This is a genomic window from Burkholderia cepacia (assembly GCF_029962485.1).
In the GTDB taxonomy this organism is placed as follows: Bacteria; Pseudomonadota; Gammaproteobacteria; order Burkholderiales; family Burkholderiaceae; genus Burkholderia.
This window is the reverse complement of the sequence record NZ_CP073638.1, coordinates 2,701,224-2,724,119: the sequence shown is the minus strand read 5'-3', so window position 1 is coordinate 2,724,119 and position 22,896 is coordinate 2,701,224. Positions and strand designations below refer to the sequence as shown.

Below are 22,896 nucleotides of genomic sequence, written 5' to 3'. Positions count from 1 at the left end.
TCCGTTGCGCTGTGCGTTACGCGGCGCGCACGCCGACGCGTTCGCTGCGCTCGACCCACGCGCCGAACAGCAGGCCGATCGTCGTCCACATGATCACCTGCATGCCGATTGCCGCGACGCGGAACTTCCACAGCAGGGCCGCCGGGAAATCGGCAGGCAACTCGCTGACCGACGGCAGCCCGATCTGCACGGCCGCGATGATCGCGACAAACACGAGCCCGGCGACGATCGACGCGTTCCACTGGCCGAGCTTCGCCAGCAAATGGCGGCGCACGCTGACCGAGAACACCATCGTCGCGACCGAGATCGCGATCATCAGGAAAAACAGGCCCGTGCGATAGCCGATCGTGTCGGGATCGCCGACCGACGGCGGATTGGCCGGGTACTTGAGGTTCGGCACGATGACGAGCGCGACGAACGCCGCCAGCGCGAGCCACGCGGCCAGCGGACGGGCCGGGAGGCGGCTGCCCCGCCCGTAGGCAAACGCGAAGACCAGCGAGAACAGCCCGCCGAATGCCGCGCCGTAGGTCACGACGCCCGTCAGCAGCCCGAGGCCGGCCTGCGTGTGGCGGCTGACCAGTTCGGGCTCCGGTGCGTCGCCTTTGGCGGCGTCGGTTTTTTCTTCGAAGGAGATCGCCTGATCGACTTGCGGTTCACCGACGACTCGGGCGAAACCGAACGTGAGGAGGCCTGCGGCGATGCCTGCGAGCATCCCGCGCATGAGCAGCTTTCCGACCATCATGACCTCCGCGTCAGTGGCAGGGAAAGCCGAGCAGATGGCGGCCGTCGTGGACGAATTCGTGGACGTACATGCCCGGCACGAGCGACGTCGCGCCTTGTTCCGCGCCGACGAAATAGAGGGCGAGCAACAGGATCAGGCCAACGAATACGGCCCACGGCAACAGTTCACGGACGGGGATGGGTGCCGGCACGACTGCCGGCTTCAGCACTGCTTCGTTCATGGATGCACCTCAGGGGAATCGCGCCCCGACAAATGTTGGATGGGTACGAAGGCAGGTCTGGCTTCCGGGATCATGGATTCCCCGGTTACAGTGGCGCGACCGCGCCGGAATTGCACCGGCTTCCGCGTTTCGTATCGGGCGAATTGTACGCGCGAACGTTCGTGTATTGAAGTGATCGCGCAATGGCGATCGCGTCCCGCTCCGGAGCCCCCGAAAACCGACATGACCCTGCATGCCTCGCTACGCCTGATCGCACACGCATCGACCCGGGCGATGCGTACCGGCACGTTTCCCGACGACGATCCGCTCGATACACACGGGCTCGCCGCAGCTGCTTCGCTACGCGCCCGGTGGGCAGGTACCGCCGGCGCGCTCGTGCTGTGCAGCCCTGCTTGCTGCGCGCGGCAGACCGCCGATGCGCTCGGCCTTCATGTCGACGTTGACGACGCACTGCGCGACATCGATTACGGCAACTGGCGAGGCCAGCGCTTGCACGACCTCGCTCGCGACTTGCCGGACGAACTGGGTGCGTGGATCGGAGATCCGTCGGCGTCGCCGCACGGCGGTGAATCGTTCGAAGCAACCATGCGCCGCGTCGGCACATGGTTGAACGCGCTGCAGCACGACCGCGACATCGTCGCAATCACGCATGCGCCAATCGTCCGCGCGGCCATCGCACACGTGCTGCGGATGGATTCGAAGGCAGCAACCCGCATCGACGTCCCGCCGCTGTCCTGCACGACGTTCGTTGCGTCGCCACATGGCTGGACGTTGATCGGGGACGACGATCGGCGCGACACTCTCGCGTGAGCCCCTTCCGCGTCGCGGTCACGATGTGAATCGCGATACGAGTCGACGCGTCTCGCCGCAAGTACACCTTACATCGCTGTAAGACACACCGTTCGTGGTCCCGACTGTCATCAAACTGACTGCTGGCCGCAGATAGGATCGGACGCGGTTCCCTTACGAGATGCCGTCATGAATCAACCTGCTTCGTCCGCACCGAACAACTCGGGCTCCGTCGAACGCACCAGACAGGTCGGCTATGCCGTCTTCCTGCTGGTGCTCGCGCTCGGTGCGATCTATATCGCCACGCACCTGATCGACGATCTGTCGCCGGTCCGCGAAGGGAAGCTGTTCCCGTACCTTCTGCTCGGCGCCGCGCTGCTGATCGCGCTCGGCTTCGAATTCGTCAACGGCTTCCATGACACCGCGAACGCGGTCGCCACCGTGATCTACACGCACTCGCTGACGCCCAACGTCGCGGTGATCTGGTCCGGCATGTGGAACTTCCTGGGCGTAATGGTCTCGAGCGGCGCCGTCGCGTTCGGCATCCTGCAGTTGTTGCCGGTCGAGCTGATCCTGCAGGTCGGCAGCGGCGCGGGCTTCGCGATGGTGTTCGCACTGCTGATCGCCGCAATCGTGTGGAACCTCGCGACCTGGTATTTCGGGTTGCCGTCGTCGAGTTCGCATACGCTGATCGGGTCGATCATCGGCGTCGGGCTGATGAACCAGCTGATGCACGGGCCGTCGGGTACGAGCGGCGTCGACTGGGGCCAGGCGCTCGGTGTCGGCAAGTCGCTGCTGTTCTCGCCGATCGTCGGCTTTCTGTGCGCAGCGCTGCTGCTGCTCGTGCTGAAGACGCTCGTGCGGATCCCGGAGCTGTACAAGGAGCCGCCGAAGGATCAGCCGCCGCCGTTCTGGATTCGCTGCCTGCTGATCCTGACCTGCACGGGCGTGTCGTTCGCGCACGGGTCAAACGACGGGCAGAAAGGGATGGGGCTCATCATGCTGATCCTGATCGGCACGGTACCGACTGCGTATGCACTGAACAAGGCCGTCACGCCGGCCGAATCGCAAACGTTCGTGGCGGTCGCGACCCAGGCCGCCGCGACATTCGGGAAGTATACGAACGGCGTCGCGCCGTCCGCGAACCCGCGCGCCGACGTCGAACACTACGTGCAGCGTCGTGAACTGACGCCCGCCGTGCTGCCTGCCGTGCAGCAGCTGTCGACGTCGCTCGCGACCGCGGTCGGCGCGTCGGGCTCGATGGCAGCCGTGCCGCAGCGTGACGTCGACAACGTGCGCAACACGATGTATCTGGTGTCCGAAGCAATCCGCCTGATCGAGAAGTCGGGCCAGCCCGCGTTCGCCGCCGACGACAAGCTCGCGATCGACAACTATCGCAAGCAGCTCGACCACGCGACCAAATTCATTCCGACGTGGGTGAAGGTTGCCGTCGCGATCGCGCTGGGCCTCGGCACGATGGTCGGCTGGAAGCGGATCGTCGTGACCGTCGGCGAGAAGATCGGCAAGCAGCATCTGACATATGGACAGGGCGCATCGGCCGAACTCGTCGCGATGCTGACGATCGGCGCCGCCGACGTGTACGGGCTGCCGGTGTCGACGACACACGTGCTGTCGTCGGGTGTCGCGGGCACGATGGCGGCGAACGGGTCGGGGCTGCAATGGGGCACGGTGCGCAGCCTCGTGCTCGCGTGGGTGCTGACGCTGCCGGCGTCGATCGTGCTTGCCGGCGGGCTCTACTGGTTGTTCCGGTCGATGGCTTGATGCGCGTCGCGACGGGTGGCCGGTATGCGCCGGCCGCCTGTCGTGGAAGATTCGCTGCTCGCTTCTCCGCCTCTGCGCCTCTCCGCCTCTCCGCCTCTCCGCTTCTCCGCCTCTCCGCCTCTCCGCCTCTCCGCCTCTCCGCCTCTCCGCCTCTCCGCCTCTCCGCCTCTCCGCCTCTCCGCCTCTCCGCCTCTCCGCCTCTCCGCCTCTCTGCTTCTCCGCTTCTCCGCCTCTCCGCACTGATACGTCGCAGCCTTCGATGCGTCCGTGCGCGCCCCGTGCCCCCTCTCGCTTCCGAATTGAAGCGCAAGATCTGGAGCGCACCCGCACACGAACGTCGCTAGACTGGGTTCATCAACTTTCTTCGTGGCGCCAATCGTGCTCGCAATGCTTCCGAGCATTACGCACGGATCGGCGCCACATCGCTGACGAACCGAGGGATGCCCGTGAACATCGCCGATCTGCAACCTGCCGTCGAATCGCCGGACATCACACAACGCATCGACGCCATCGACTGGCCGACTGTCGGCGCCGAACTCGATCGCCATGGATGCGCGCGCGTGCCGGGCCTGATTTCGACGAACGAATGCGATGCGCTGGCGTCGCTCTATCCGCGGGATGCGCTTTATCGTTCACGCGTCGTGATGGCGCGACACGGATTCGGCCGCGGCGAATACAAGTATTTCGCGTACCCGCTGCCCGCGGTCATTGCCGAACTGCGCACGGCGATCTACCCGCATCTCGCACCCATCGCGAATCGCTGGAACCAGGCGCTCGGAATCGACGTACGCTATCCGAAAGACCACACGACATTCCTCGATCGCTGCCATGCGGCAGGGCAAACGCGACCGACGCCGCTGATCCTGCAATACGGTCCCGACGACTACAACTGCCTCCATCAGGATCTCTATGGCGAGCACGTGTTTCCGCTGCAGGTTGCGATCCTGCTGTCGGCGCCGGGCCGCGATTTCAGGGGCGGGGAATTCGTGTTGACGGAACAGCGGCCACGCATGCAATCACGGGCGGAAGTGGTGCCGCTGATGCAAGGCGACGCGGTGATCTTCGCCGTGCACGGCAGACCCGTGCAGGGGACGCGAGGCGTCTATCGCGTCAACCTGCGCCACGGCGTGAGCCGGATCCGCAGCGGCCACCGCCACACGGTCGGCATCATTTTCCATGACGCGCAGTGACGGCAGCGAGGACGAGCGTGGCGCCGTCTCGACGTTCGTCACGCGGATGATTTCCGGTTTGCGCTAAAGCACCGCGCGGCTGATCAGGCACCCGCAGTAGTGACAAATGGCCGATTGCGCTGACCGTCGGGCCAACGTAACCACAACGGATCGACGATTCAGGTGAGCGACGAAAAACAGGCGCACTCACCTGTCGCAGTGCGAATTCGGTTCTCCGCTCGACCTACCCTCGCGCCACACCAGCCCGCAGCCGGTCGCCCGCATTGGAGGCCAGCCGTGCATAGCCCGGCAGCGTCAGCAGCGCGAGCACGCCTGCCGCGACGAAGGCCCAGCGGAAATCGTCGAGCACGTAATGCATGCCGGCCGCATCGCCGCGCGCCAACGCCGCGAGCCGCAGCGACAACGCACCGAACGCGATTCCCATCCCGATCGTCATCTGCTGTGCAGCACTCCACAGCGTGCTGGCCGCACTCGTCTGATGAGCCGGGATATCCGCATAGGCGAGTGTCGCGAGTGTCGTGAACTGCATCGACCGCGTGAGTCCGTAGACGAATACGACGAGCAACGTGATCGTCAGCGGCGTCGACGCGGTCAGCCAGCCGCACGCAATCGTGAAGATGCCGACAATGGTCACGTCGACGAGTGCAACGCGCCGGAAGCCATATCGGTCGAGAATCCACGATGTTCCCGCCTTCATCCCCAGATTGCCGAGCGCACTCGCGAGCAACAACAGGCCGGACTGGAACGGCGACAGCCCGAAGCCGATCTGGAACAACAGCGGCAGCAGGTACGGCACGGCGTTGATCGCCATCCGCGTGATCGAACCGGTGATCACCGTCACCGAGAAGGTCGGCACCTTCAGCGTGGTGAAGTCGAGCAGCGGATGCGCGCAGCGTCGCGCATGCAACCACGCGGCCACGCCGAACAGCACGCTCGCGCCCACCAGGACACCCGCGCGCGTGAAGTCGACATCCTGCTGGCCGGCCGCTTCGGTGCCGATCAACAGACAAGTCAATGCGCCACCGGCCAGCACGAATCCAACCCAGTCGAGCGGCCGTTGCTCGTCGGCCCGCGTGTTCCGGACGATCAGCCAGGTACAGACGAGCGCGGCAATACCGAACGGGACGTTCAGCAGGAAGATCCAGCGCCATGACGCATAGGTCGTGATGAAGCCACCGATCGGCGGCCCGACGACAGGCGCGACGATGCCCGGCCACGTGATCGTCGCGATCGCTCGCATCAGCTTGGCCTTCTCGGTGCTACGCACGACGATCATCCGTCCGACCGGCACCATCATTGCCCCGCCGACACCCTGCAGCAGCCGTGCAGCCGTGAACGTCACGACACCCTCGGACAGCCCGCACAGCACCGACGCGCCGGTGAAGACGACGATCGCGCTCGCGAATACCGTGCGCGACCCATAGCGATCCGCGATCCAGCCGCTGATCGGAATGAACACCGCCAGCGCAAGCATGTAGGCCGTCATCCCGAGGCTCAGCGCGTTCGGACCGACACCGAACGAATGCGCCATTTGCGGCAGCGCGGTCGCGATCACGGTCGTGTCGAGATACTCCATGAAGAACGTTGCGGCGACGAGATACGGCAAGAAGTCGGTCGTCCGACCACCTTGGGCAGGGCTGTCAGTCATGAACGATGCAGGAGAGGGAATGCGAAAGACACCGATCGCCAGCAGGTGTGGACAAGCGCCGCGAATCGGGACGAATGGCGATATTACCCTGAAGGGGTCGCTCTCCGCTCCGCAGCGCATGTCGCGCGAGCGGACTTTATGCGCATAGATTTTTATGACAATTTCGTGCTGCGTTCGCCGAAGGGCGCACACGGTCAGGTCTGCAGGGTGCGTCGAAAGACCGGTGGATGAAGCAGGGAATGTTCGCCAGAAGATGGTATTTGTCGATCATCGTCGACGAACGTCGCTCATTTTCGGCCATCAAGACTTCGTCTCTCGATGTGTCGACATCGACCGGAGACTGACTGCAGGTGGATTGGCGTGATCCGTAGAAGAACGTACCGGGGAAATCGGAGGTGCTTGGCGGCGGATTGCTCGAGGATGGCAGATGCCTGATCCGCGACCGTCTGCCGTCTGCCGTCTGCCGTCTGCCGTCTGCCGTCTGCCGTCTGCCGTCTGCCGTCTGCCGTCTGCCGTCTGCCGTCTGCCGTCTGCCGTCTGCCGTCTGCCGTCTGCCGTCTGCCGTCTGCCGTCTGCCGTCTGCCGCCTCAGTTCCGGCCGCATTGCGCCTGGCCAGCTCGCGCGCATTTCCGCCGCACCAATGCAAAAACCCCCGCCTTTCGGGCGGGGGTTTCTGGCTTAGGGAGCCTGACGATTACCTACTTTCACACGGGAATCCGCACTATCATCGGCGTAGAGTCGTTTCACGGTCCTGTTCGGGATGGGAAGGGGTGGGACCGACTCGCTATGGTCATCAGGCAAAGAGGGTTGTTGTGCTGGCTTCGCAGCACAACCAATCTTGGAAGAAGCAGTAATTTTGAGTTGTGTGTATCACACACGAGAATCCAACTTGTCGCTCTGGATCCTGCAGCCAGTGCTTGCGCACGGCGCCGATCTACAAGGCAGACTTGTTATAGGATCAAGCCTTACGGGCAATTAGTATCAGTTAGCTGAACGCATTACTGCGCTTACACACCTGACCTATCAACGTCCTGGTCTCGAACGACCCTTCAAGGGGATCTAGTCCCCAGGGATATCTCATCTTAAGGCGAGTTTCCCGCTTAGATGCTTTCAGCGGTTATCTCTTCCGAACATAGCTACCCGGCGATGCCACTGGCGTGACAACCGGTACACCAGAGGTTCGTCCACTCCGGTCCTCTCGTACTAGGAGCAGCCCCCTTCAAATATCCAACGCCCACGGCAGATAGGGACCAAACTGTCTCACGACGTTTTAAACCCAGCTCACGTACCTCTTTAAATGGCGAACAGCCATACCCTTGGGACCGGCTACAGCCCCAGGATGAGATGAGCCGACATCGAGGTGCCAAACACCGCCGTCGATATGAACTCTTGGGCGGTATCAGCCTGTTATCCCCAGAGTACCTTTTATCCGTTGAGCGATGGCCCTTCCATACAGAACCACCGGATCACTATGACCTGCTTTCGCACCTGCTCGACTTGTCGGTCTCGCAGTTAAGCACGCTTATGCCATTGCACTATCAGCACGATTTCCGACCGTACCTAGCGTACCTTCGTACTCCTCCGTTACGCTTTGGGAGGAGACCGCCCCAGTCAAACTGCCTACCATGCACTGTCCCCGACCCGGATCACGGGCCAAGGTTAGAACCTCAAACAAACCAGGGTGGTATTTCAAGGACGGCTCCACCGAAACTAGCGTTCCGGTTTCATAGCCTCCCACCTATCCTACACAGATCGGTTCAAAGTCCAATGCAAAGCTACAGTAAAGGTTCATGGGGTCTTTCCGTCTAGCCGCGGGTAGATTGCATCATCACAAACACTTCAACTTCGCTGAGTCTCGGGAGGAGACAGTGTGGCCATCGTTACGCCATTCGTGCAGGTCGGAACTTACCCGACAAGGAATTTCGCTACCTTAGGACCGTTATAGTTACGGCCGCCGTTTACCGGGACTTCAATCAAGAGCTTGCACCCCATCATTTAATCTTCCGGCACCGGGCAGGCGTCACACCCTATACGTCCACTTTCGTGTTTGCAGAGTGCTGTGTTTTTATTAAACAGTCGCAGCCACCAGTTTATTGCAACCCCTTCACCCTCTGCCCGCAGGGGCATCAAGCTACAAGGGCGTACCTTATCCCGAAGTTACGGTACCAATTTGCCGAGTTCCTTCTCCCGAGTTCTCTCAAGCGCCTTAGAATACTCATCTCGCCCACCTGTGTCGGTTTGCGGTACGGTCATCGTTAGACTGAAGCTTAGAGGCTTTTCTTGGAACCACTTCCAATTGCTTCGCTCCCTAAGGAGCTCGCGCCACACCCTTGAATCCTGCGCCCGGATTTGCCTAAGCGCCTTCTCCAATGCAGCGACCGGGACTTCCAACACCCGGACAACCTTCCGCGATCCGTCCCCCCATCGCATCTAACAATGGTGCAGGAATATTGACCTGCTTCCCATCAGCTACGCATTTCTGCCTCGCCTTAGGGGCCGACTCACCCTACGCCGATGAACGTTGCGTAGGAAACCTTGGGCTTACGGCGAGGGGGCCTTTCACCCCCTTTATCGCTACTCATGTCAGCATTCGCACTTCCGATACCTCCAGCACGCTTTTCAACGCACCTTCGCAGGCTTACGGAACGCTCTCCTACCATGCGTGCAAAGCACGCATCCGCAGCTTCGGTATATAGCTTAGCCCCGTTACATCTTCCGCGCAGGACGACTCGATCAGTGAGCTATTACGCTTTCTTTAAAGGGTGGCTGCTTCTAAGCCAACCTCCTGACTGTTTTAGCCTTCCCACTTCGTTTCCCACTTAGCTATATTTGGGGACCTTAGCTGGCGGTCTGGGTTGTTTCCCTCTTGACACCGGACGTTAGCACCCGATGTCTGTCTCCCGTGATTGCACTCTTCGGTATTCGGAGTTTGCTATGGCGGGGTAATCTGCAATAGACCCCCCAACCATGACAGTGCTCTACCCCCGAAGGTGAGACACGAGGCACTACCTAAATAGTTTTCGGAGAGAACCAGCTATTTCCAAGTTTGTTTAGCCTTTCACCCCTATCCACAGCTCATCCCCTAACTTTTCAACGTTAGTGGGTTCGGACCTCCAGTACGTGTTACCGCACCTTCATCCTGGCCATGGATAGATCACTTGGTTTCGGGTCTACGCCCAGCAACTGAACGCCCTATTCGGACTCGCTTTCGCTACGCCTGCCCTATACGGTTAAGCTTGCTACTGAACGTAAGTCGCTGACCCATTATACAAAAGGTACGCCGTCACCCCTTACGAGGCTCCGACTGTTTGTATGCATGCGGTTTCAGGATCTATTTCACTCCCCTCCCGGGGTTCTTTTCGCCTTTCCCTCACGGTACTGGTTCACTATCGGTCGATCACGAGTATTTAGCCTTGGAGGATGGTCCCCCCATCTTCAGACAGGATTTCACGTGTCCCGCCCTACTTGTCGTACACTTAGTTCTTTCATACTGTTTTCGCTACGGGGCTATCACCCGCTATGGCCGCACTTTCCAGAGCGTTCGCTAACAATACAAATAAAGAGTACAAGGCTCATCCCATTTCGCTCGCCACTACTTTGGGAATCTCGGTTGATTTCTTTTCCTGCGGTTACTTAGATGTTTCAGTTCACCGCGTTCGCTTCACATGGCCTATGTATTCAGCCATGGATACTCCAAAAGGAGTGGGTTTCCCCATTCGGACATCTACGGATCAAAGCTTGTTTGCCAGCTCCCCGTAGCTTTTCGCAGGCTACCGCGTCCTTCATCGCCTGTGATCGCCAAGGCATCCACCACATGCACTTGTTCGCTTGACCCTATAACGAGTCTGTCTCGTTACAGGTTGAGTTCTCGCGTTGTGCCGTATTCCAATTGAGTCAAACATAGAGTTCGAATCATCTTGAGATACATCGATACAATCACAACCCGGATAGCTTTCACGTCCATCTCAAGACGCTTCCGCTATCCAAATTACTTACTTCTTCCAGATTGTTAAAGAACGACAGCCGATACGTACTACGTATCACTCTGACTGGCTCAATCGCCAATGCAAAATTCTCGGTTCATCGCATGAACCAAGCCCTTAGCGTTGGTGATTGGTGGAGGCAGACGGGATCGAACCGACGACCCCCTGCTTGCAAAGCAGGTGCTCTCCCAGCTGAGCTATGCCCCCATTGAGTACAGATGACCTCAGGTGTGTTACCGCCAGACAATGGTGGGTCTGGTTGGATTCGAACCAACGACCCCCGCCTTATCAAGACGGTGCTCTAACCGACTGAGCTACAGACCCCTGAGTCTGTCTTTAATTTACAGCCGATAAGCGTGAGCGCTCAACTTTGCGAGATAGCTCTGGAAAGGAGGTGATCCAGCCGCACCTTCCGATACGGCTACCTTGTTACGACTTCACCCCAGTCATGAATCCTACCGTGGTGACCGTCCTCCTTGCGGTTAGACTAGCCACTTCTGGTAAAACCCACTCCCATGGTGTGACGGGCGGTGTGTACAAGACCCGGGAACGTATTCACCGCGGCATGCTGATCCGCGATTACTAGCGATTCCAGCTTCATGCACTCGAGTTGCAGAGTGCAATCCGGACTACGATCGGTTTTCTGGGATTAGCTCCCCCTCGCGGGTTGGCAACCCTCTGTTCCGACCATTGTATGACGTGTGAAGCCCTACCCATAAGGGCCATGAGGACTTGACGTCATCCCCACCTTCCTCCGGTTTGTCACCGGCAGTCTCCTTAGAGTGCTCTTGCGTAGCAACTAAGGACAAGGGTTGCGCTCGTTGCGGGACTTAACCCAACATCTCACGACACGAGCTGACGACAGCCATGCAGCACCTGTGCGCCGGTTCTCTTTCGAGCACTCCCACCTCTCAGCGGGATTCCGACCATGTCAAGGGTAGGTAAGGTTTTTCGCGTTGCATCGAATTAATCCACATCATCCACCGCTTGTGCGGGTCCCCGTCAATTCCTTTGAGTTTTAATCTTGCGACCGTACTCCCCAGGCGGTCAACTTCACGCGTTAGCTACGTTACTAAGGAAATGAATCCCCAACAACTAGTTGACATCGTTTAGGGCGTGGACTACCAGGGTATCTAATCCTGTTTGCTCCCCACGCTTTCGTGCATGAGCGTCAGTATTGGCCCAGGGGGCTGCCTTCGCCATCGGTATTCCTCCACATCTCTACGCATTTCACTGCTACACGTGGAATTCTACCCCCCTCTCTGCCATACTCTAGCCTGCCAGTCACCAATGCAGTTCCCAGGTTGAGCCCGGGGATTTCACATCGGTCTTAGCAAACCGCCTGCGCACGCTTTACGCCCAGTAATTCCGATTAACGCTCGCACCCTACGTATTACCGCGGCTGCTGGCACGTAGTTAGCCGGTGCTTATTCTTCCGGTACCGTCATCCCCCGACCGTATTAGGGCCAAGGATTTCTTTCCGGACAAAAGTGCTTTACAACCCGAAGGCCTTCTTCACACACGCGGCATTGCTGGATCAGGCTTTCGCCCATTGTCCAAAATTCCCCACTGCTGCCTCCCGTAGGAGTCTGGGCCGTGTCTCAGTCCCAGTGTGGCTGGTCGTCCTCTCAGACCAGCTACTGATCGTCGCCTTGGTAGGCCTTTACCCCACCAACTAGCTAATCAGCCATCGGCCAACCCTATAGCGCGAGGCCCGAAGGTCCCCCGCTTTCATCCGTAGATCGTATGCGGTATTAATCCGGCTTTCGCCGGGCTATCCCCCACTACAGGACATGTTCCGATGTATTACTCACCCGTTCGCCACTCGCCACCAGGTGCAAGCACCCGTGCTGCCGTTCGACTTGCATGTGTAAGGCATGCCGCCAGCGTTCAATCTGAGCCAGGATCAAACTCTTCAGTTTAAACCTGTTACTGTTTTCGGTTCAGTTAAGAACCGGTCGCTCACTCAAAGCTGACAGGAATATGAATCACTTCATAAACCTGACTTACTTTAGTGTGAGACTCTTGATACTTTCGCTATCTGATCCGAAGATCAGCTCGCTTCCATCAAGCGCCCACACTTATCGGCTGTTAATTTTTAAAGAGCAATCTGCGAGGAACTTCGTGTTTCCCGGCAGTGCTGCGTTTTCAGCAGCAGAGAAGCGAGATTATGAACCGTGTTTCGCAGTTCGTCAACAACTTTTTTACTACATCGTTGCGACTGCGGGGCTCAACTTCCTGTACCGCCGAGGCCCGTACCACCTGCCTCAACAGCACCGCTTCCCTTCCTCCCGCGCCGTGTTTCCGTTAGCGCGAAAGAGGCGTGATTCTATGCATCCATCGGCAATCGCGCAAGGGGTTTCTCAAAAAATATAAGGCCCCGCACGCTGCCGCGTGCGGGGCCTTATATAGAAGCCGTTTAACCGTCAGGCCGTGCGCACCTGGCGCGCGACGATCTCCATATAGTGATCGAGATCCGGCGTTACTTTTCCTTCCTCCCTTCGCCGTGTCGTCCCAGCGGCGCAGACGCAGGGCGTCCTCCGCGAACGGGCGCTGCAGGAACGCCGCCGTCTCCTCTTCACTGAAGATGCCGCCCTGCAACGCGAGGCTGCGCACCGAGTCCGGCGACAGGCTTTCCAAGTAGCCGGCGTCCGTGCGGCACAGGCAGCGCTTCGCGTCGACGTGCAGCCGGATCGGCTCCAGCACCGCGTCGGAAAACAGCGGCCGCAGGAACGGCAGCACGTAATACTGATGCAGATCGTCGATCCCGCGCGCGCTCGGCGTCTCGCCCTGGCGATTCAGCAGATGGCCGAGGTCGTGCAGGAACGCCGCCGCGACCAACGCTTCATCCGCGCCCGCCTCTTCCGCCAGCAAGGCGCTCTGCAACGCATGCTCGAGCTGCGTAACCGGTTCACCGCTATAGGCCACATGGCCATGCTCGCGATACAGCCCGTGGATCTCGTCCACTGTCAATGCCATCTGCTTACTCCCAAGGCAGCGAAAACGTCTTCAGGTTCGTGAAGCTCTTCATCGCCTCCTGAACGCCTTCCTTGTAACCGAGCCCCGAATCCTTGATCCCGCCGAACGGCGACAGTTCGATCCGGTATCCGGGCACTTCCCATACATTCACCGTGCCGACGTTCAGTTCGTTCACGAACCGCACGACCGCCGCCGTGCTGTCGGTACACACCCCCGACGACAGCCCGAACGCCGTTCCGTTGCTGATCCGGATCGCATCGTCGATCGTATCGAACGCGATCACCGGCGATACCGGCCCGAAGGTCTCCTCGCGCACGATCGTCATCGACGGATCGACGTTGTCGAGCACGGTCGGCGAATAGAGTGCGCCGCGCCGCACGTTGCCGGTCAGCAGGCGCGCGCCCTGCGCAACCGCCTCTTCGACACGCGCCTCGAACAGCCGCGCCGCCGCCTCGTCGATCACCGTGCCCATTTCATTTGCGGAGTCGAACGGATCGCCGTACTTCCATGCACGGGTCTTCTCGACGAGCAATTCGGTGAATGCGGGTGCGATCGAACGCTGCACCAGCATCCGCTTGACGGCCGTACAGCGCTGGCCCGAATTCCGGTACGAGCCGAGCACCGCCAGCGACGCCGCGCGTTCGAGATCGGCGTCGTCGAGGACGATCAGCGGATCGTTGCCGCCCAGCTCCAGCACGATGCGGCGGTAGCCGGCCCGTGCGGCAATCGCCTTGCCGATCGCCACACCGCCCGTGAACGTGATCAGCGACGCATGGGGATGCGTGACGAGTTCGTCCGCGATCTCGGCCGGATCGCCGGTCAGCACCTGCAGCATCGGCTCGGGCAGCCCGGCTTCGACCAGCAGGTCGGCCAGATAGAACGCCGACAGCGGCACCTTCTCCGACGGCTTCACGATCACGCGGTTGTTGGTCGCGATCGCCGGCGCGATCTTGTGCGCCACCTGGTTCATCGGATGATTGAACGGCGTGATCGCGACGATCACGCCGTCGAGCGGCTGCCGCTGCGAAAACACGCGCCGCGCCTTGCCGTGAGGCGTCAGGTCGCACGAGAAACTCTGCGCGTCGTCACGCAATGCCTCGATCGCCGCGAACTTCAGCACGTCGGCGACACGACCGATCTCGTAACGGGAGTCCTGCTTCGACAACCCGGATTCGAGCGTGATCAGGTCGGACGCTTCCTCGGTGCGTTCGCGCAGCAGCGCGGCCGCGCGTTCGAGGATCTGCGACCGCTCGTAGCGCGTGAGCTTCGGCCGGTAGGCCATCGCGTAGTCGAACGCCGCGCGCACGTCGTCGACGCTCGCAAGTGGCACCGTCCCGACGCGCGTGCCCGTGTACGGGTCCGTGACGTCGAGCGTACGTTCGCGCGTCGCGCGTGTACCGCACCAGCGCAATGCCTCCGCGCGAAACGCCGGATGATCTTGCCGGGGATGCGCCATCATGTCGTGACCCGGTTCAGCACGAAATCGAACACGTCGAAGTTGCGCGGGCGACGCGCAGGATCGTCCCGCTCGATACGCCGGTTGAACAGCAGCGGCACTTCCTGCTCCGACACGCCGCCGTGCGAACGCAGCGGCACCGTAAGGCCCGACAGGTCGTGTTCGCGCTCGCGCGTGCCGAGCGTCATGTCGCGACGGCCGATCACGACGAGATCGCCGATCCGGTCGGCCGGGAGTTCGAAACGTGCGGCGGCTTCCGCGTTGTCCAGCACGAGCTCGACACCGTCGAGGCCGCCGACGCGCCACATCGCTTCGGCCCGGTCGACACCTGGCGCCAGGTAGATCGTCGCAAACGAGCCGAGCGCGCCGTGGTGCACGACGTACGGGTCGGTGATCGGCAGGATCACGCGCGCAGCCTGCGCGCCGTACCAGCCGTCGAATGCGTCCTGCAGATAGATCACGTTCGGACGGCCCGTCGCAGGATCGTGCTTCGCGTTCATCCCGTGGTCGGCCGTGAGGCCGATCGCCCAGCCGAGCGCGTCGAGCTGCGCAAGGTAGCCGTCCATCATCGCGTAGAACGCGTTCGCGCCCGCACTGCCCGGCTCGCACTTGTGCTGTACGTAGTCGGTGGTCGACAGGTACATCAGGTCGACCTGGCGCGTCTGCGCGAGCCGCACGCCGGCCGCGAACACGAACTCGGACAGCGCCGCGCTGTAGACGTCCGGCGACGGCAGGCCGACCCAGTCGAGCACGTCGACGATCCCGTTTTCCGCGAGATTCGCCTGCGCGGCCTTCTCGGCCGAAAAGCAGATGCCGTTCAGTTGCCAGCCGAGCAGCCGGCGCAGCTTGTCCTTCGCGGTCACGACGGCCACCCGCGCGCCGGCGTCGGACGCCGCCGCAAGCAGCGTGCCGGCCCGCAGGTAGGCCGGGTCGTTCATCATCACTTCGGCGCCGCGCCCGCCGTCGGCGGCCGGATCCCAGAAATAGTTGCCGCAGATCCCGTGGACCGACGGCGGCACGCCACAGACGATCGACAGGTTGTTCGGGTTGGTGAAGGTCGGCACGACGCAATCGCCGCGCCACGCCGTGCCTTCCGCGATCATCCGGCCGATGAACGGCGCGACGCCCGCTTCCACTGCCCGTTCGAGATAGTCGTACTCGCAGCCGTCGACGCAGACGACGACGGTCGGCTCGACCGGCAGCCGGTAGCGCCGGCCGTTGACGTCGACCGAGCGACCCGCAAGCCCCGTCGAGGTGCCGGCCGCCGACGCGTCACCGGGTTGGCGCAATGCGAACGCGGCGTTCATGATGCCGCCCGCTTGCCGCGCGGCACGCGCGCAGCGATCAGCAGCAGCGCCGCGAGCGACGCGCCGAGCATCAGCAGCGACAGCGCCGATGCCGGAAGGTAGTAACCGCGCTCCACCTGGCCGATCACGACGATCGGCACCGTCGCGAAGCCCGGCGGATACACCGTCAGCGTCGCGCCGAGCTCGCCGAGCGACAACGCGAAGCCGAGTGCGAGGCTCGCGCGCAGCGCCGGCACGAGCTGCGGCAGCAGCACGCGGCGCAGCACCATCGCGGGCGGCGCACCGAGGCTCGCCGCGGCTTCGCGCAGCACGGTCAGTTCCGGACGCAACGCGGCGGCCGCGCAGCGATAGCAGAACGGCAGGATCAGCGCGAGCTGCACGAGCACGACGATCGCCGCCGAGCTCGACAGGTCGAGCGGCTTCTGGTGATACGCGATCAGCACCGCGAGCCCGAGCACGACGCTCGGCACACCGTTCGGCACCATCACGAGCGCGTCGACCACTGCGCCGAGGCCACGCCGGTCGCGCCCTTCGAGCGCCAGCGCGAGCCACAGCCCGAGGATCGTGCCGATCGCCGATACGCCGAAGCCGATTTCGAGGCTCGTCAGCAGCGCGTCGTACTCCGGCGACCCGAGCCGTTCGAACCAGCGCAGGCTGTAGCCGGCCGGCAAGATCGTGCCCGACCACTGGGTCGACACGCTCGACAGCGCGACGACGACGACCGGCAGCACGAACAACCAGAAGCATGCGAATGCGGCCAGCGCGAGCGCGGCACGCGACGCATGCTTGAGCAGCGCGTCGCTCCAGCCGATCTGGTGGCGCGGCACGGCTTGCCCGATTCGAAATTCAGCGGACATCGTTCCCTCCCGTCGCACGCCGGTTCACCCGGCGATAAACCGCATACAGTGCCAGCGACAACGCCAGCATCACGACCGCGCCGGCCGACGCGGTCGGCAAATCGAGATCGACGGTCGCGCTGCTGTAGATCGCGACCGGCAGCGTGACGAGCCGCGCGCTGCCGAGCACGAGCAGAATCCCGAACTCGTTCAGCGTCAGCAGAAAGCACAGCACGGTGCCGGCGGCGATACCCGGCCACGCGATCGGCAGCACGACGCGACGCGCGAGCATCCAGCCGGGCGCGCCGAGGCTGCGCGCGGCTTCGATCAGACGCAGGTCGAGCGTCGCGAACGACGCGAGCGTCGGCCGCACGACGAACGGCGTATAGAACACGGTCTGCGCGAGAATCACGCCGCCGATGCCGAACAGGAAATCGAGCGGCGGGTTCTCGAGATGGAACAGGTGCTGCAGCGCGATGCTGATCGACCCTTGCGAGCCGTACAGGAAGATCAGCGTGAACGCGACGAGGAACGACGGGAACGCGACGTACAGCTCCAGGAAGCGCGTGACGAGCGAGGCGCCCGGGAACGGCCTGAAGAACAGCAGCGCGGCCAGCAGCACGCCGAGCACCGACGCGGTGCCGGCGCTCGCGAACAGTACGCCGAGCGTCGTCATCAGCACGCTGCGCGTATCGGGGTTGCCGAAGAAGGTACGGTACGCGGCGAAACTCAGCCCGTGATCGCCCGACACGCTCAGCAGCACGAGCCGCACCAGCGGATAGACGACGAGCGGGCCGAGCACGACGATCGCGAGCGCGGCCAGGTGCAGGTCGCCCATGCGCTTGCGCCGCCGCGCGGCGGCAGCGTGCGCGGCGGCCGACGCGAGCACGTGCGGCGGCAGGCCGGCTTCAGGGCTCGATAAGGACGACATCGTCTGCCTCGCATTGCAGGGACACGCGCGCACCGCGCTCGGGGGCCGCGCCGCGGCCGCGTTGCATCGTGACGCGCACGGGTTCGTCGGGCGCCGCGTCGATCACGACCGCGATCGACAGGTCCGCGCCCTGCCATTCGACGGACGCCACCGTGCCGTGCAGGCCGCCGGCCGCCGGCGGCATCACGGTCAGGCGCTCGGGGCGCACGCACGCGACCTTGCCGCGCACGTCGTGGCGCGGATCGCCGAGCGGGAAGATCACATGCGGCGGCAGCAGGTTCGCCGGGCCGAGATAGCGTGCGACGTAGCCGTCCTGCGGCGCGTCGTACAGCTGCTGCGGCGTGCCGAGCTGCGCGATGTGGCCGTCGCGCATCAGCAGCGCGCGGTCGGACAGCACGAGGGCGTCGTCGCGGTCGTGCGTCACGCAGACGACGGTCAGGTTCGGCAGGCGCTCGTGCAGCGCCTTCAGTTCGCTGCGCACCGAGGCGCGCAGGTTGGCGTCGAGCGCCGACAGCGGCTCGTCGAGGAGCAGCACGTCCGGCTCGATCACGAGCGCGCGCGCCAGCGCGACGCGCTGCTGCATCCCGCCCGACAGCTGCGCGGGCAGATGATGGCCCGCATCGCCGAGCTGCACGAGCTTCAGCGCGTCGGCGACGCGGCGCGTCACTTCCGACGACGCCATGCCGCGTGCGCGCAGCCCGAATGCGACGTTCTCGAACACCGACAGGTGCGGGAACAGCGCGTAATTCTGGAACAGCAGACCGAGGTTGCGCTTGTGCGGCGGCGCATAGGTCAGGTCACGTCCGGCAACGGTCAGCGTGCCGGTCAGGCCGTCGGCCTTCACGAACCCGGCGATGAAGCGCAGCAGCGTGGTCTTGCCGCAGCCGCTCTTGCCGAGCACGGTCAGAAATTCACCGGCACCGATCGACAGCGACAGATCTTCCAGCACCGTGCGTGCGCCGTAGCGCACGCTCAGGTGTTCGATCTGCACGCCGCCCGGCGCGCCGGACCGCAGCGTCGCGTGCGGTTCGGCGGCGCCGAATGCGCCGGGATGGGTCAGGGTGGTTTCCACCGGGTTCATCCTCTTGCTCACTAATACAGGCGGCGTGCGCCGATCACTTCGGCTTGACGACGTCGAGCTGCTTGCCCGAGCTGCCGATCACGTCCTTCTTCCAGCGCTCGATCCACACCGGCTTCTTCGCCATCACCTGGGTCCAGTCGACCGGGATCAGCTTCACGCCCGCGATCGCCTTCTTGACCGCTTCGCCGTTCTTGCCGGCCAGCGGCACGTCCGTGCGGCCCGGGATGCCGTACATGTCCGGCACCTTCGACTGCACGTCCGTCGACATCAGGTAGTCGATCAGCTTCTTGCCGGCGTCCTGGTTCGGGCCGCTCTTGATCAGGCCGATGCCGTACGGGAGCTGGAACGTGGTCGGCTGGTCGCCATCCTTCGCCGCCAGGAAGATCGGCTTGACGGACAGCGCGCCGTGTTCGGCGTCGTCGAGGTCCATCTGCAGGTCGCCGTTCGCGACGCTGATTTCGTTACGCGAGAGCAGCACGTTCAGGTAGCCCGTGCCCTTGGTGTGGAACTTCACGCTCTGCGACAGCTTCGCGAGGTAGTCGAACGCCTTGTCCTCGCCCATCAGCGACGTCGTCAGGATCAGCACGGCCATCCCGTCGCCGGCCGTGGCCGGGTTCGAGTACGCGACCTTGCCGGCGTAGGCCGGCGACAGCAGGTCGGCGAACGTCTTCGGCTGGTTCTTCACGACGTCCGGGTTGATCGCGAACGAGAAGTAGTTGTTCACGAAGGTCGCCCACGTGCCGTCTTCCGCCTTCGCGATGGCCGGCACGTTCTTGTAGTTCACGCTCTGGTACGGCTGCAGCAGGCCCATCTGGCCGGCTTGCTGGATGAACGGCGGCAGCGTGACGATCACGTCGGCCTTCGGCGAATTCTTCTCGATGTTCGCGCGGTTCACGACCTCGCCGCTACCTGCCGTCACGATGTTGACCTTGACGCCTTCCTTCTTCTCGAAGGCCGGCAGCACATCGCGATAGAGGTTCTCGAGACCGTCCGCCGTATACAGCACGACCGCGCTCGCCGCATGCGCGGGCAACGCGGCGCCCATCAGGCCGGCGACGCTGGCGGCCAGCGCAAGCTTGCGGAACGCGCCGGCAGCGGCGCGCGAGGAATTCTGCAGTGTCATCTCACTTCTCCGTAGGCGGAACACCAAACGGCCGGGGCACGATCCGGCTCTCCTGTTATCTCCGGGCAGGCCGATCGACGGCCCGCCTCGCCGCCGCGCTGCGGTTGGTTTCGCGCGGCAACCGAAGGATCACAGCGTTCGATGACAAACCCGTGACGAATGCCACAATTTCCAAAAAATGACACATTTTGCCAATATCATGCAAGTCATTCAGAAATGCCGCCCGGCGTTTCGTTCGACCTCTGCTGGAGAAAAACCATGTCCGACCCGATTCTGCTCACGCCCGGCCCGCTCACCACGTCCGCCACAACCCGCCACGCAATGCAACATGACTGGGGCTCGTGGGATGCCGCTTTCAATCAACTGACGGCCAGTGTTTGCGCCGACCTCGTCGCGATCGCGAAAGGTGGCGACGAGTACGTGTGCGTACCGATGCAGGGCAGCGGCACGTTCTCGGTCGAAGCCGCGCTCGGCACGCTGGTGCCGCGCGACGGCGTCGTGCTGGTGCCCGACAACGGCGCGTATTGCGCCCGCATCCTGAAGATCCTCGGCCGGCTCGGCATCGACGCGATCGCGTTGCCGTTCGGCGAGGACGCGGCCGTCGACGCGGCGGCGGTCGAGGCCGCATTCGCGCGCGAGCCGCGCATCACGCACGTCGCACTCGTGCATCTGGAAACGAGCGCCGGGATCCTGAATCCGCTCGATGCGATCGCAGCCGCGTGCCGGCGCCACGGCAAGCGGCTGATCGTCGACGCGATGAGCTCGTTCGGCGCATTGCCGATCGCGCTCGCGGACAGCGGCATCGATGCGCTGGTCTCGGCGAGCGGCAAATGCCTCGAAGGCGTGCCGGGGATGGGGTTCGCGATCGTGCGGCGCGACGCGCTCGACGCGAGCGAAGGCAACTCGCCGTCGCTCGCGCTCGACCTCCACGACCAGTACGCGTACCTGCGCAAGACGGGCCAGTGGCGCTTCACGCCGCCGACGCACGTGATCGCCGCGCTGCGCGCCGCGCTCGACCAGTACCTCGCCGAAGGCGGGCAGCCGGCGCGTGGTGCGCGCTACGTGGACAACTGCCGGACACTGGTCGAATCGATGCGCGCGCTCGGCTTCGTGCCGTTCCTCGACGCGAGCGTGCAGGCGCCGGTGATCGTCACGTTCCATGCGCCCGACCATCCGGCCTACGATTTCCGCCGCTTCTACGACGCGGTGCGCGACGCGGGCTTCATCCTGTATCCGGGCAAGCTCACGCAGCTCGAGACGTTCCGCGTCGGCTGCATCGGCGCGATCGATTCGGGCGATATCCGGCGCGCGGTCGCGGCGATCGCGCAAGCCGTCGAATCGCTCGGCATCGCCGTGCAGCGCGCGTAAGCGCCGTGCGCCGACCGCAATGCTGGCCGGCGCGTGCACACAAAAAAGCCCGGCGGCCGATTGGCCGCCGGGCTAACGCACTGGATGTGCGTGGAGGCGGTGCTTACAGCTCGATCCGCTTGATATCGCCGACGACGAAGATGTACGACAGCGCACCGATCAGCGCGATCACGCCGATGAACACCAGCGCACCGACGAACGAGCCGGTCGACGCGACGATGAAACCGACGACCAGCGGCGTGACGATGCCCGCGAGGTTCGCCGCGAAGTTGAAGATGCCGCCCGTCACGCCGAGCAGGCCGTCCGGCGCGATGTCCGACACGAGCGTCCAGCCGAGCGCGGCCATCCCCTGCGCAAAGAAGGCGACCGACATGATCGCGATCACGGCTTCGTTGCTCTTCACGTAGTTCGCAAGAATGATCGTCGACGCGAGCAGCAGGCCCGCGATGATCGGCAGCTTGCGCGCGAGGTTCGCGGACTTGCCGCGGCGCAGCAGCCAGTCGGAGAAGATCCCGCCGAACATCACGCCGACCGACGCGGCGATGAACGGCATCACCGCGAAGAAGCCAATCTTCAGCCAGCCCATGTGGCGCTCGGTGGCGAGGTAGGTCGGGAACCAGGTCAGGAAGAACACGAGCGTCGAATTGCCGGCGAACTGGCCGAGGCAGATGCCCGCGAGCTGGCGCTTCTTCAGCAGTTTGCCGGCCATCGCCCAGCTGAACGACTTCTGCTCGCCCTTGCCGCCTTTTTCGCCGTCCTTGCGCGCGCCGTGCACGAGACCGCCGCCCGCCTCGATATACGCAAGCTCCTCCGAGTTCGCGCCCGGATGGTTGCGCGGCTCGTGATAGAACTTCCACCAGACCAGGCCGAACACGATGCCGACCGCACCGACGACCCAGAACAGCGAGCGCCAGCCGAACGCACCCATCAGCGCGAACAGCACCGGGCTGAAGAACGCAAGACCGATGTATTCGCCGACGGTATAGGTGCCCGTCGCCATCGCGCGTTCGTTCTGCGGGAACCACGTCGCGACGACGCGGCTATTGGTCGGGAAGCACGGCGCTTCAGCGACGCCGAGCCCGAGGCGGCACGCAAGCAGCGTCGCGATGCCCGGCACGAAACCCTGCAGGAACGTGCACAGCGACCACAGCGTCATCGACCAGTAATAGGTAACCTTGCTGCCGAAGCGGTCGAGAAACAGGCCGCCGGGCACCTGCGCCGCCACGTACGTCCACGAAAACGCGGAGAACATGATGCCCATCACGGCCGCGTTGATGCCGAGCTCCTTGGTGAGCTGCGGCGCAGCCACCCCCAGCACGGTGCGGTCGAGATAGTTGATCATCGTGCCGATCGCGAGCAGCGCGAGAATCTTGTAGCGCGCCGAGGTGCGCCGGACCGTGCCGGCCTGCGCCGGCGCGGCGCTCGTGTGGGTGGTGTGCTGCATGGTCGTCTCCTGGTCTC

Annotated in this window: 14 protein-coding genes, 2 tRNA genes, 3 rRNA genes, 1 pseudogene and 1 riboswitch; of the genes and pseudogenes, 4 read left to right on the top strand and 16 right to left on the bottom strand. The window is 63.2% G+C overall.

From position 1 onward, the window contains the following. Nucleotides 1-16: 16 nt before the first annotated feature. Complete coding sequence (locus tag KEC55_RS28745) at nucleotides 17-739, bottom strand: CbtA family protein (RefSeq protein WP_282511454.1); 723 nt, start codon at nucleotides 737-739, stop codon at nucleotides 17-19. A 13-nt stretch (nucleotides 740-752) separates the two neighbouring features. Further along, nucleotides 753-962 carry a CbtB domain-containing protein gene (locus KEC55_RS28740; protein WP_282508485.1) on the bottom strand — a complete coding sequence of 70 codons (210 nt, stop codon included), beginning with the start codon at nucleotides 960-962 and terminating at the stop codon, nucleotides 753-755. Between the two features lie 33 nt (nucleotides 963-995). Then, nucleotides 996-1,138: riboswitch (cobalamin riboswitch) on the bottom strand. Nucleotides 1,139-1,184: 46 nt separating this feature from the next. On the opposite strand from KEC55_RS28740, the gene KEC55_RS28735 reads away from it, so the two are divergent. From KEC55_RS28735 to KEC55_RS28725, 3 genes are all read left to right on the top strand, one after another. Beyond that, a complete protein-coding gene (locus KEC55_RS28735) occupies nucleotides 1,185-1,772 on the top strand; it encodes a histidine phosphatase family protein (protein WP_282511452.1) in 588 nt (195 codons plus the stop codon). A 168-nt stretch (nucleotides 1,773-1,940) separates the two neighbouring features. After that, the gene (locus KEC55_RS28730; RefSeq protein WP_282508484.1) at nucleotides 1,941-3,533 is read left to right on the top strand and encodes an inorganic phosphate transporter; all 1,593 of its coding nucleotides are present in this window, start codon (nucleotides 1,941-1,943) and stop codon (nucleotides 3,531-3,533) included. A gap of 446 nt (nucleotides 3,534-3,979) precedes the next feature. Further along, nucleotides 3,980-4,723, top strand: a complete 744-nt coding sequence (locus tag KEC55_RS28725; RefSeq protein WP_282511450.1) for a 2OG-Fe(II) oxygenase — start codon at nucleotides 3,980-3,982, stop codon at nucleotides 4,721-4,723. A gap of 223 nt (nucleotides 4,724-4,946) precedes the next feature. Here the strand turns inward: KEC55_RS28725 and KEC55_RS28720 are convergent, their stop codons facing one another. The 13 genes and pseudogenes from KEC55_RS28720 to phnS form a co-directional block, all read right to left on the bottom strand. Further along, a complete protein-coding gene (locus tag KEC55_RS28720) occupies nucleotides 4,947-6,371 on the bottom strand; it encodes a DHA2 family efflux MFS transporter permease subunit (protein WP_282508483.1) in 1,425 nt (474 codons plus the stop codon). Between the two features lie 685 nt (nucleotides 6,372-7,056). After that, nucleotides 7,057-7,169 (bottom strand): 5S ribosomal RNA (gene rrf / locus KEC55_RS28715). A 156-nt stretch (nucleotides 7,170-7,325) separates the two neighbouring features. Beyond that, nucleotides 7,326-10,205, bottom strand: a 23S ribosomal RNA gene (locus KEC55_RS28710). Between the two features lie 280 nt (nucleotides 10,206-10,485). Beyond that, nucleotides 10,486-10,561: transfer RNA gene (locus KEC55_RS28705), tRNA-Ala, on the bottom strand. Between the two features lie 40 nt (nucleotides 10,562-10,601). Further along, nucleotides 10,602-10,678 (bottom strand) — tRNA-Ile (locus KEC55_RS28700). A gap of 63 nt (nucleotides 10,679-10,741) precedes the next feature. Further along, nucleotides 10,742-12,276 (bottom strand): 16S ribosomal RNA (locus KEC55_RS28695). The 16S, 23S and 5S rRNA genes sit together here with 2 tRNA genes alongside, the layout of an rRNA operon. Nucleotides 12,277-12,780: 504 nt before the next feature. Then, nucleotides 12,781-13,333: pseudogene (locus tag KEC55_RS28690) on the bottom strand (phosphonate degradation HD-domain oxygenase). Between the two features lie 4 nt (nucleotides 13,334-13,337). Next, complete coding sequence (gene phnY, locus KEC55_RS28685) at nucleotides 13,338-14,792, bottom strand: phosphonoacetaldehyde dehydrogenase (protein WP_282508482.1); 1,455 nt, start codon at nucleotides 14,790-14,792, stop codon at nucleotides 13,338-13,340. Further along, nucleotides 14,789-16,096, bottom strand: coding sequence for a phosphonoacetate hydrolase (gene phnA / locus KEC55_RS28680; RefSeq protein WP_282508481.1), 1,308 nt, complete (start codon nucleotides 16,094-16,096; stop codon nucleotides 14,789-14,791). Before phnA ends, phnY begins: the two co-directional genes overlap by 4 nt. Next, nucleotides 16,093-16,953, bottom strand: coding sequence for a 2-aminoethylphosphonate ABC transport system, membrane component PhnV (gene phnV, locus KEC55_RS28675; RefSeq protein WP_282508480.1), 861 nt, complete (start codon nucleotides 16,951-16,953; stop codon nucleotides 16,093-16,095). The genes phnA and phnV overlap by 4 nt, the downstream gene beginning before the upstream one ends. Next, complete coding sequence (gene phnU, locus KEC55_RS28670) at nucleotides 16,943-17,863, bottom strand: 2-aminoethylphosphonate ABC transporter permease subunit (protein ID WP_282508479.1); 921 nt, start codon at nucleotides 17,861-17,863, stop codon at nucleotides 16,943-16,945. The genes phnV and phnU overlap by 11 nt, the downstream gene beginning before the upstream one ends. Continuing rightward, entirely contained in the window at nucleotides 17,841-18,944 is a 1,104-nt protein-coding gene (gene phnT, locus KEC55_RS28665) for a 2-aminoethylphosphonate ABC transport system ATP-binding subunit PhnT (RefSeq protein ID WP_176047517.1), read from the bottom strand. The genes phnU and phnT overlap by 23 nt, the downstream gene beginning before the upstream one ends. A gap of 34 nt (nucleotides 18,945-18,978) precedes the next feature. Further along, nucleotides 18,979-20,067, bottom strand: coding sequence for a 2-aminoethylphosphonate ABC transporter substrate-binding protein (phnS, locus tag KEC55_RS28660; RefSeq protein WP_176047518.1), 1,089 nt, complete (start codon nucleotides 20,065-20,067; stop codon nucleotides 18,979-18,981). A 258-nt stretch (nucleotides 20,068-20,325) separates the two neighbouring features. Between phnS and KEC55_RS28655 the strand changes: the two genes are divergently transcribed. Then, the gene (locus KEC55_RS28655; protein ID WP_282508478.1) at nucleotides 20,326-21,435 is read left to right on the top strand and encodes a 2-aminoethylphosphonate--pyruvate transaminase; all 1,110 of its coding nucleotides are present in this window, start codon (nucleotides 20,326-20,328) and stop codon (nucleotides 21,433-21,435) included. 103 nt (nucleotides 21,436-21,538) lie between these two features. Here KEC55_RS28655 and KEC55_RS28650 read toward each other — a convergent pair whose 3' ends face one another. Further along, the gene (locus KEC55_RS28650; protein ID WP_282508477.1) at nucleotides 21,539-22,879 is read right to left on the bottom strand and encodes an MFS transporter; all 1,341 of its coding nucleotides are present in this window, start codon (nucleotides 22,877-22,879) and stop codon (nucleotides 21,539-21,541) included. Nucleotides 22,880-22,896 lie beyond the last annotated feature (17 nt).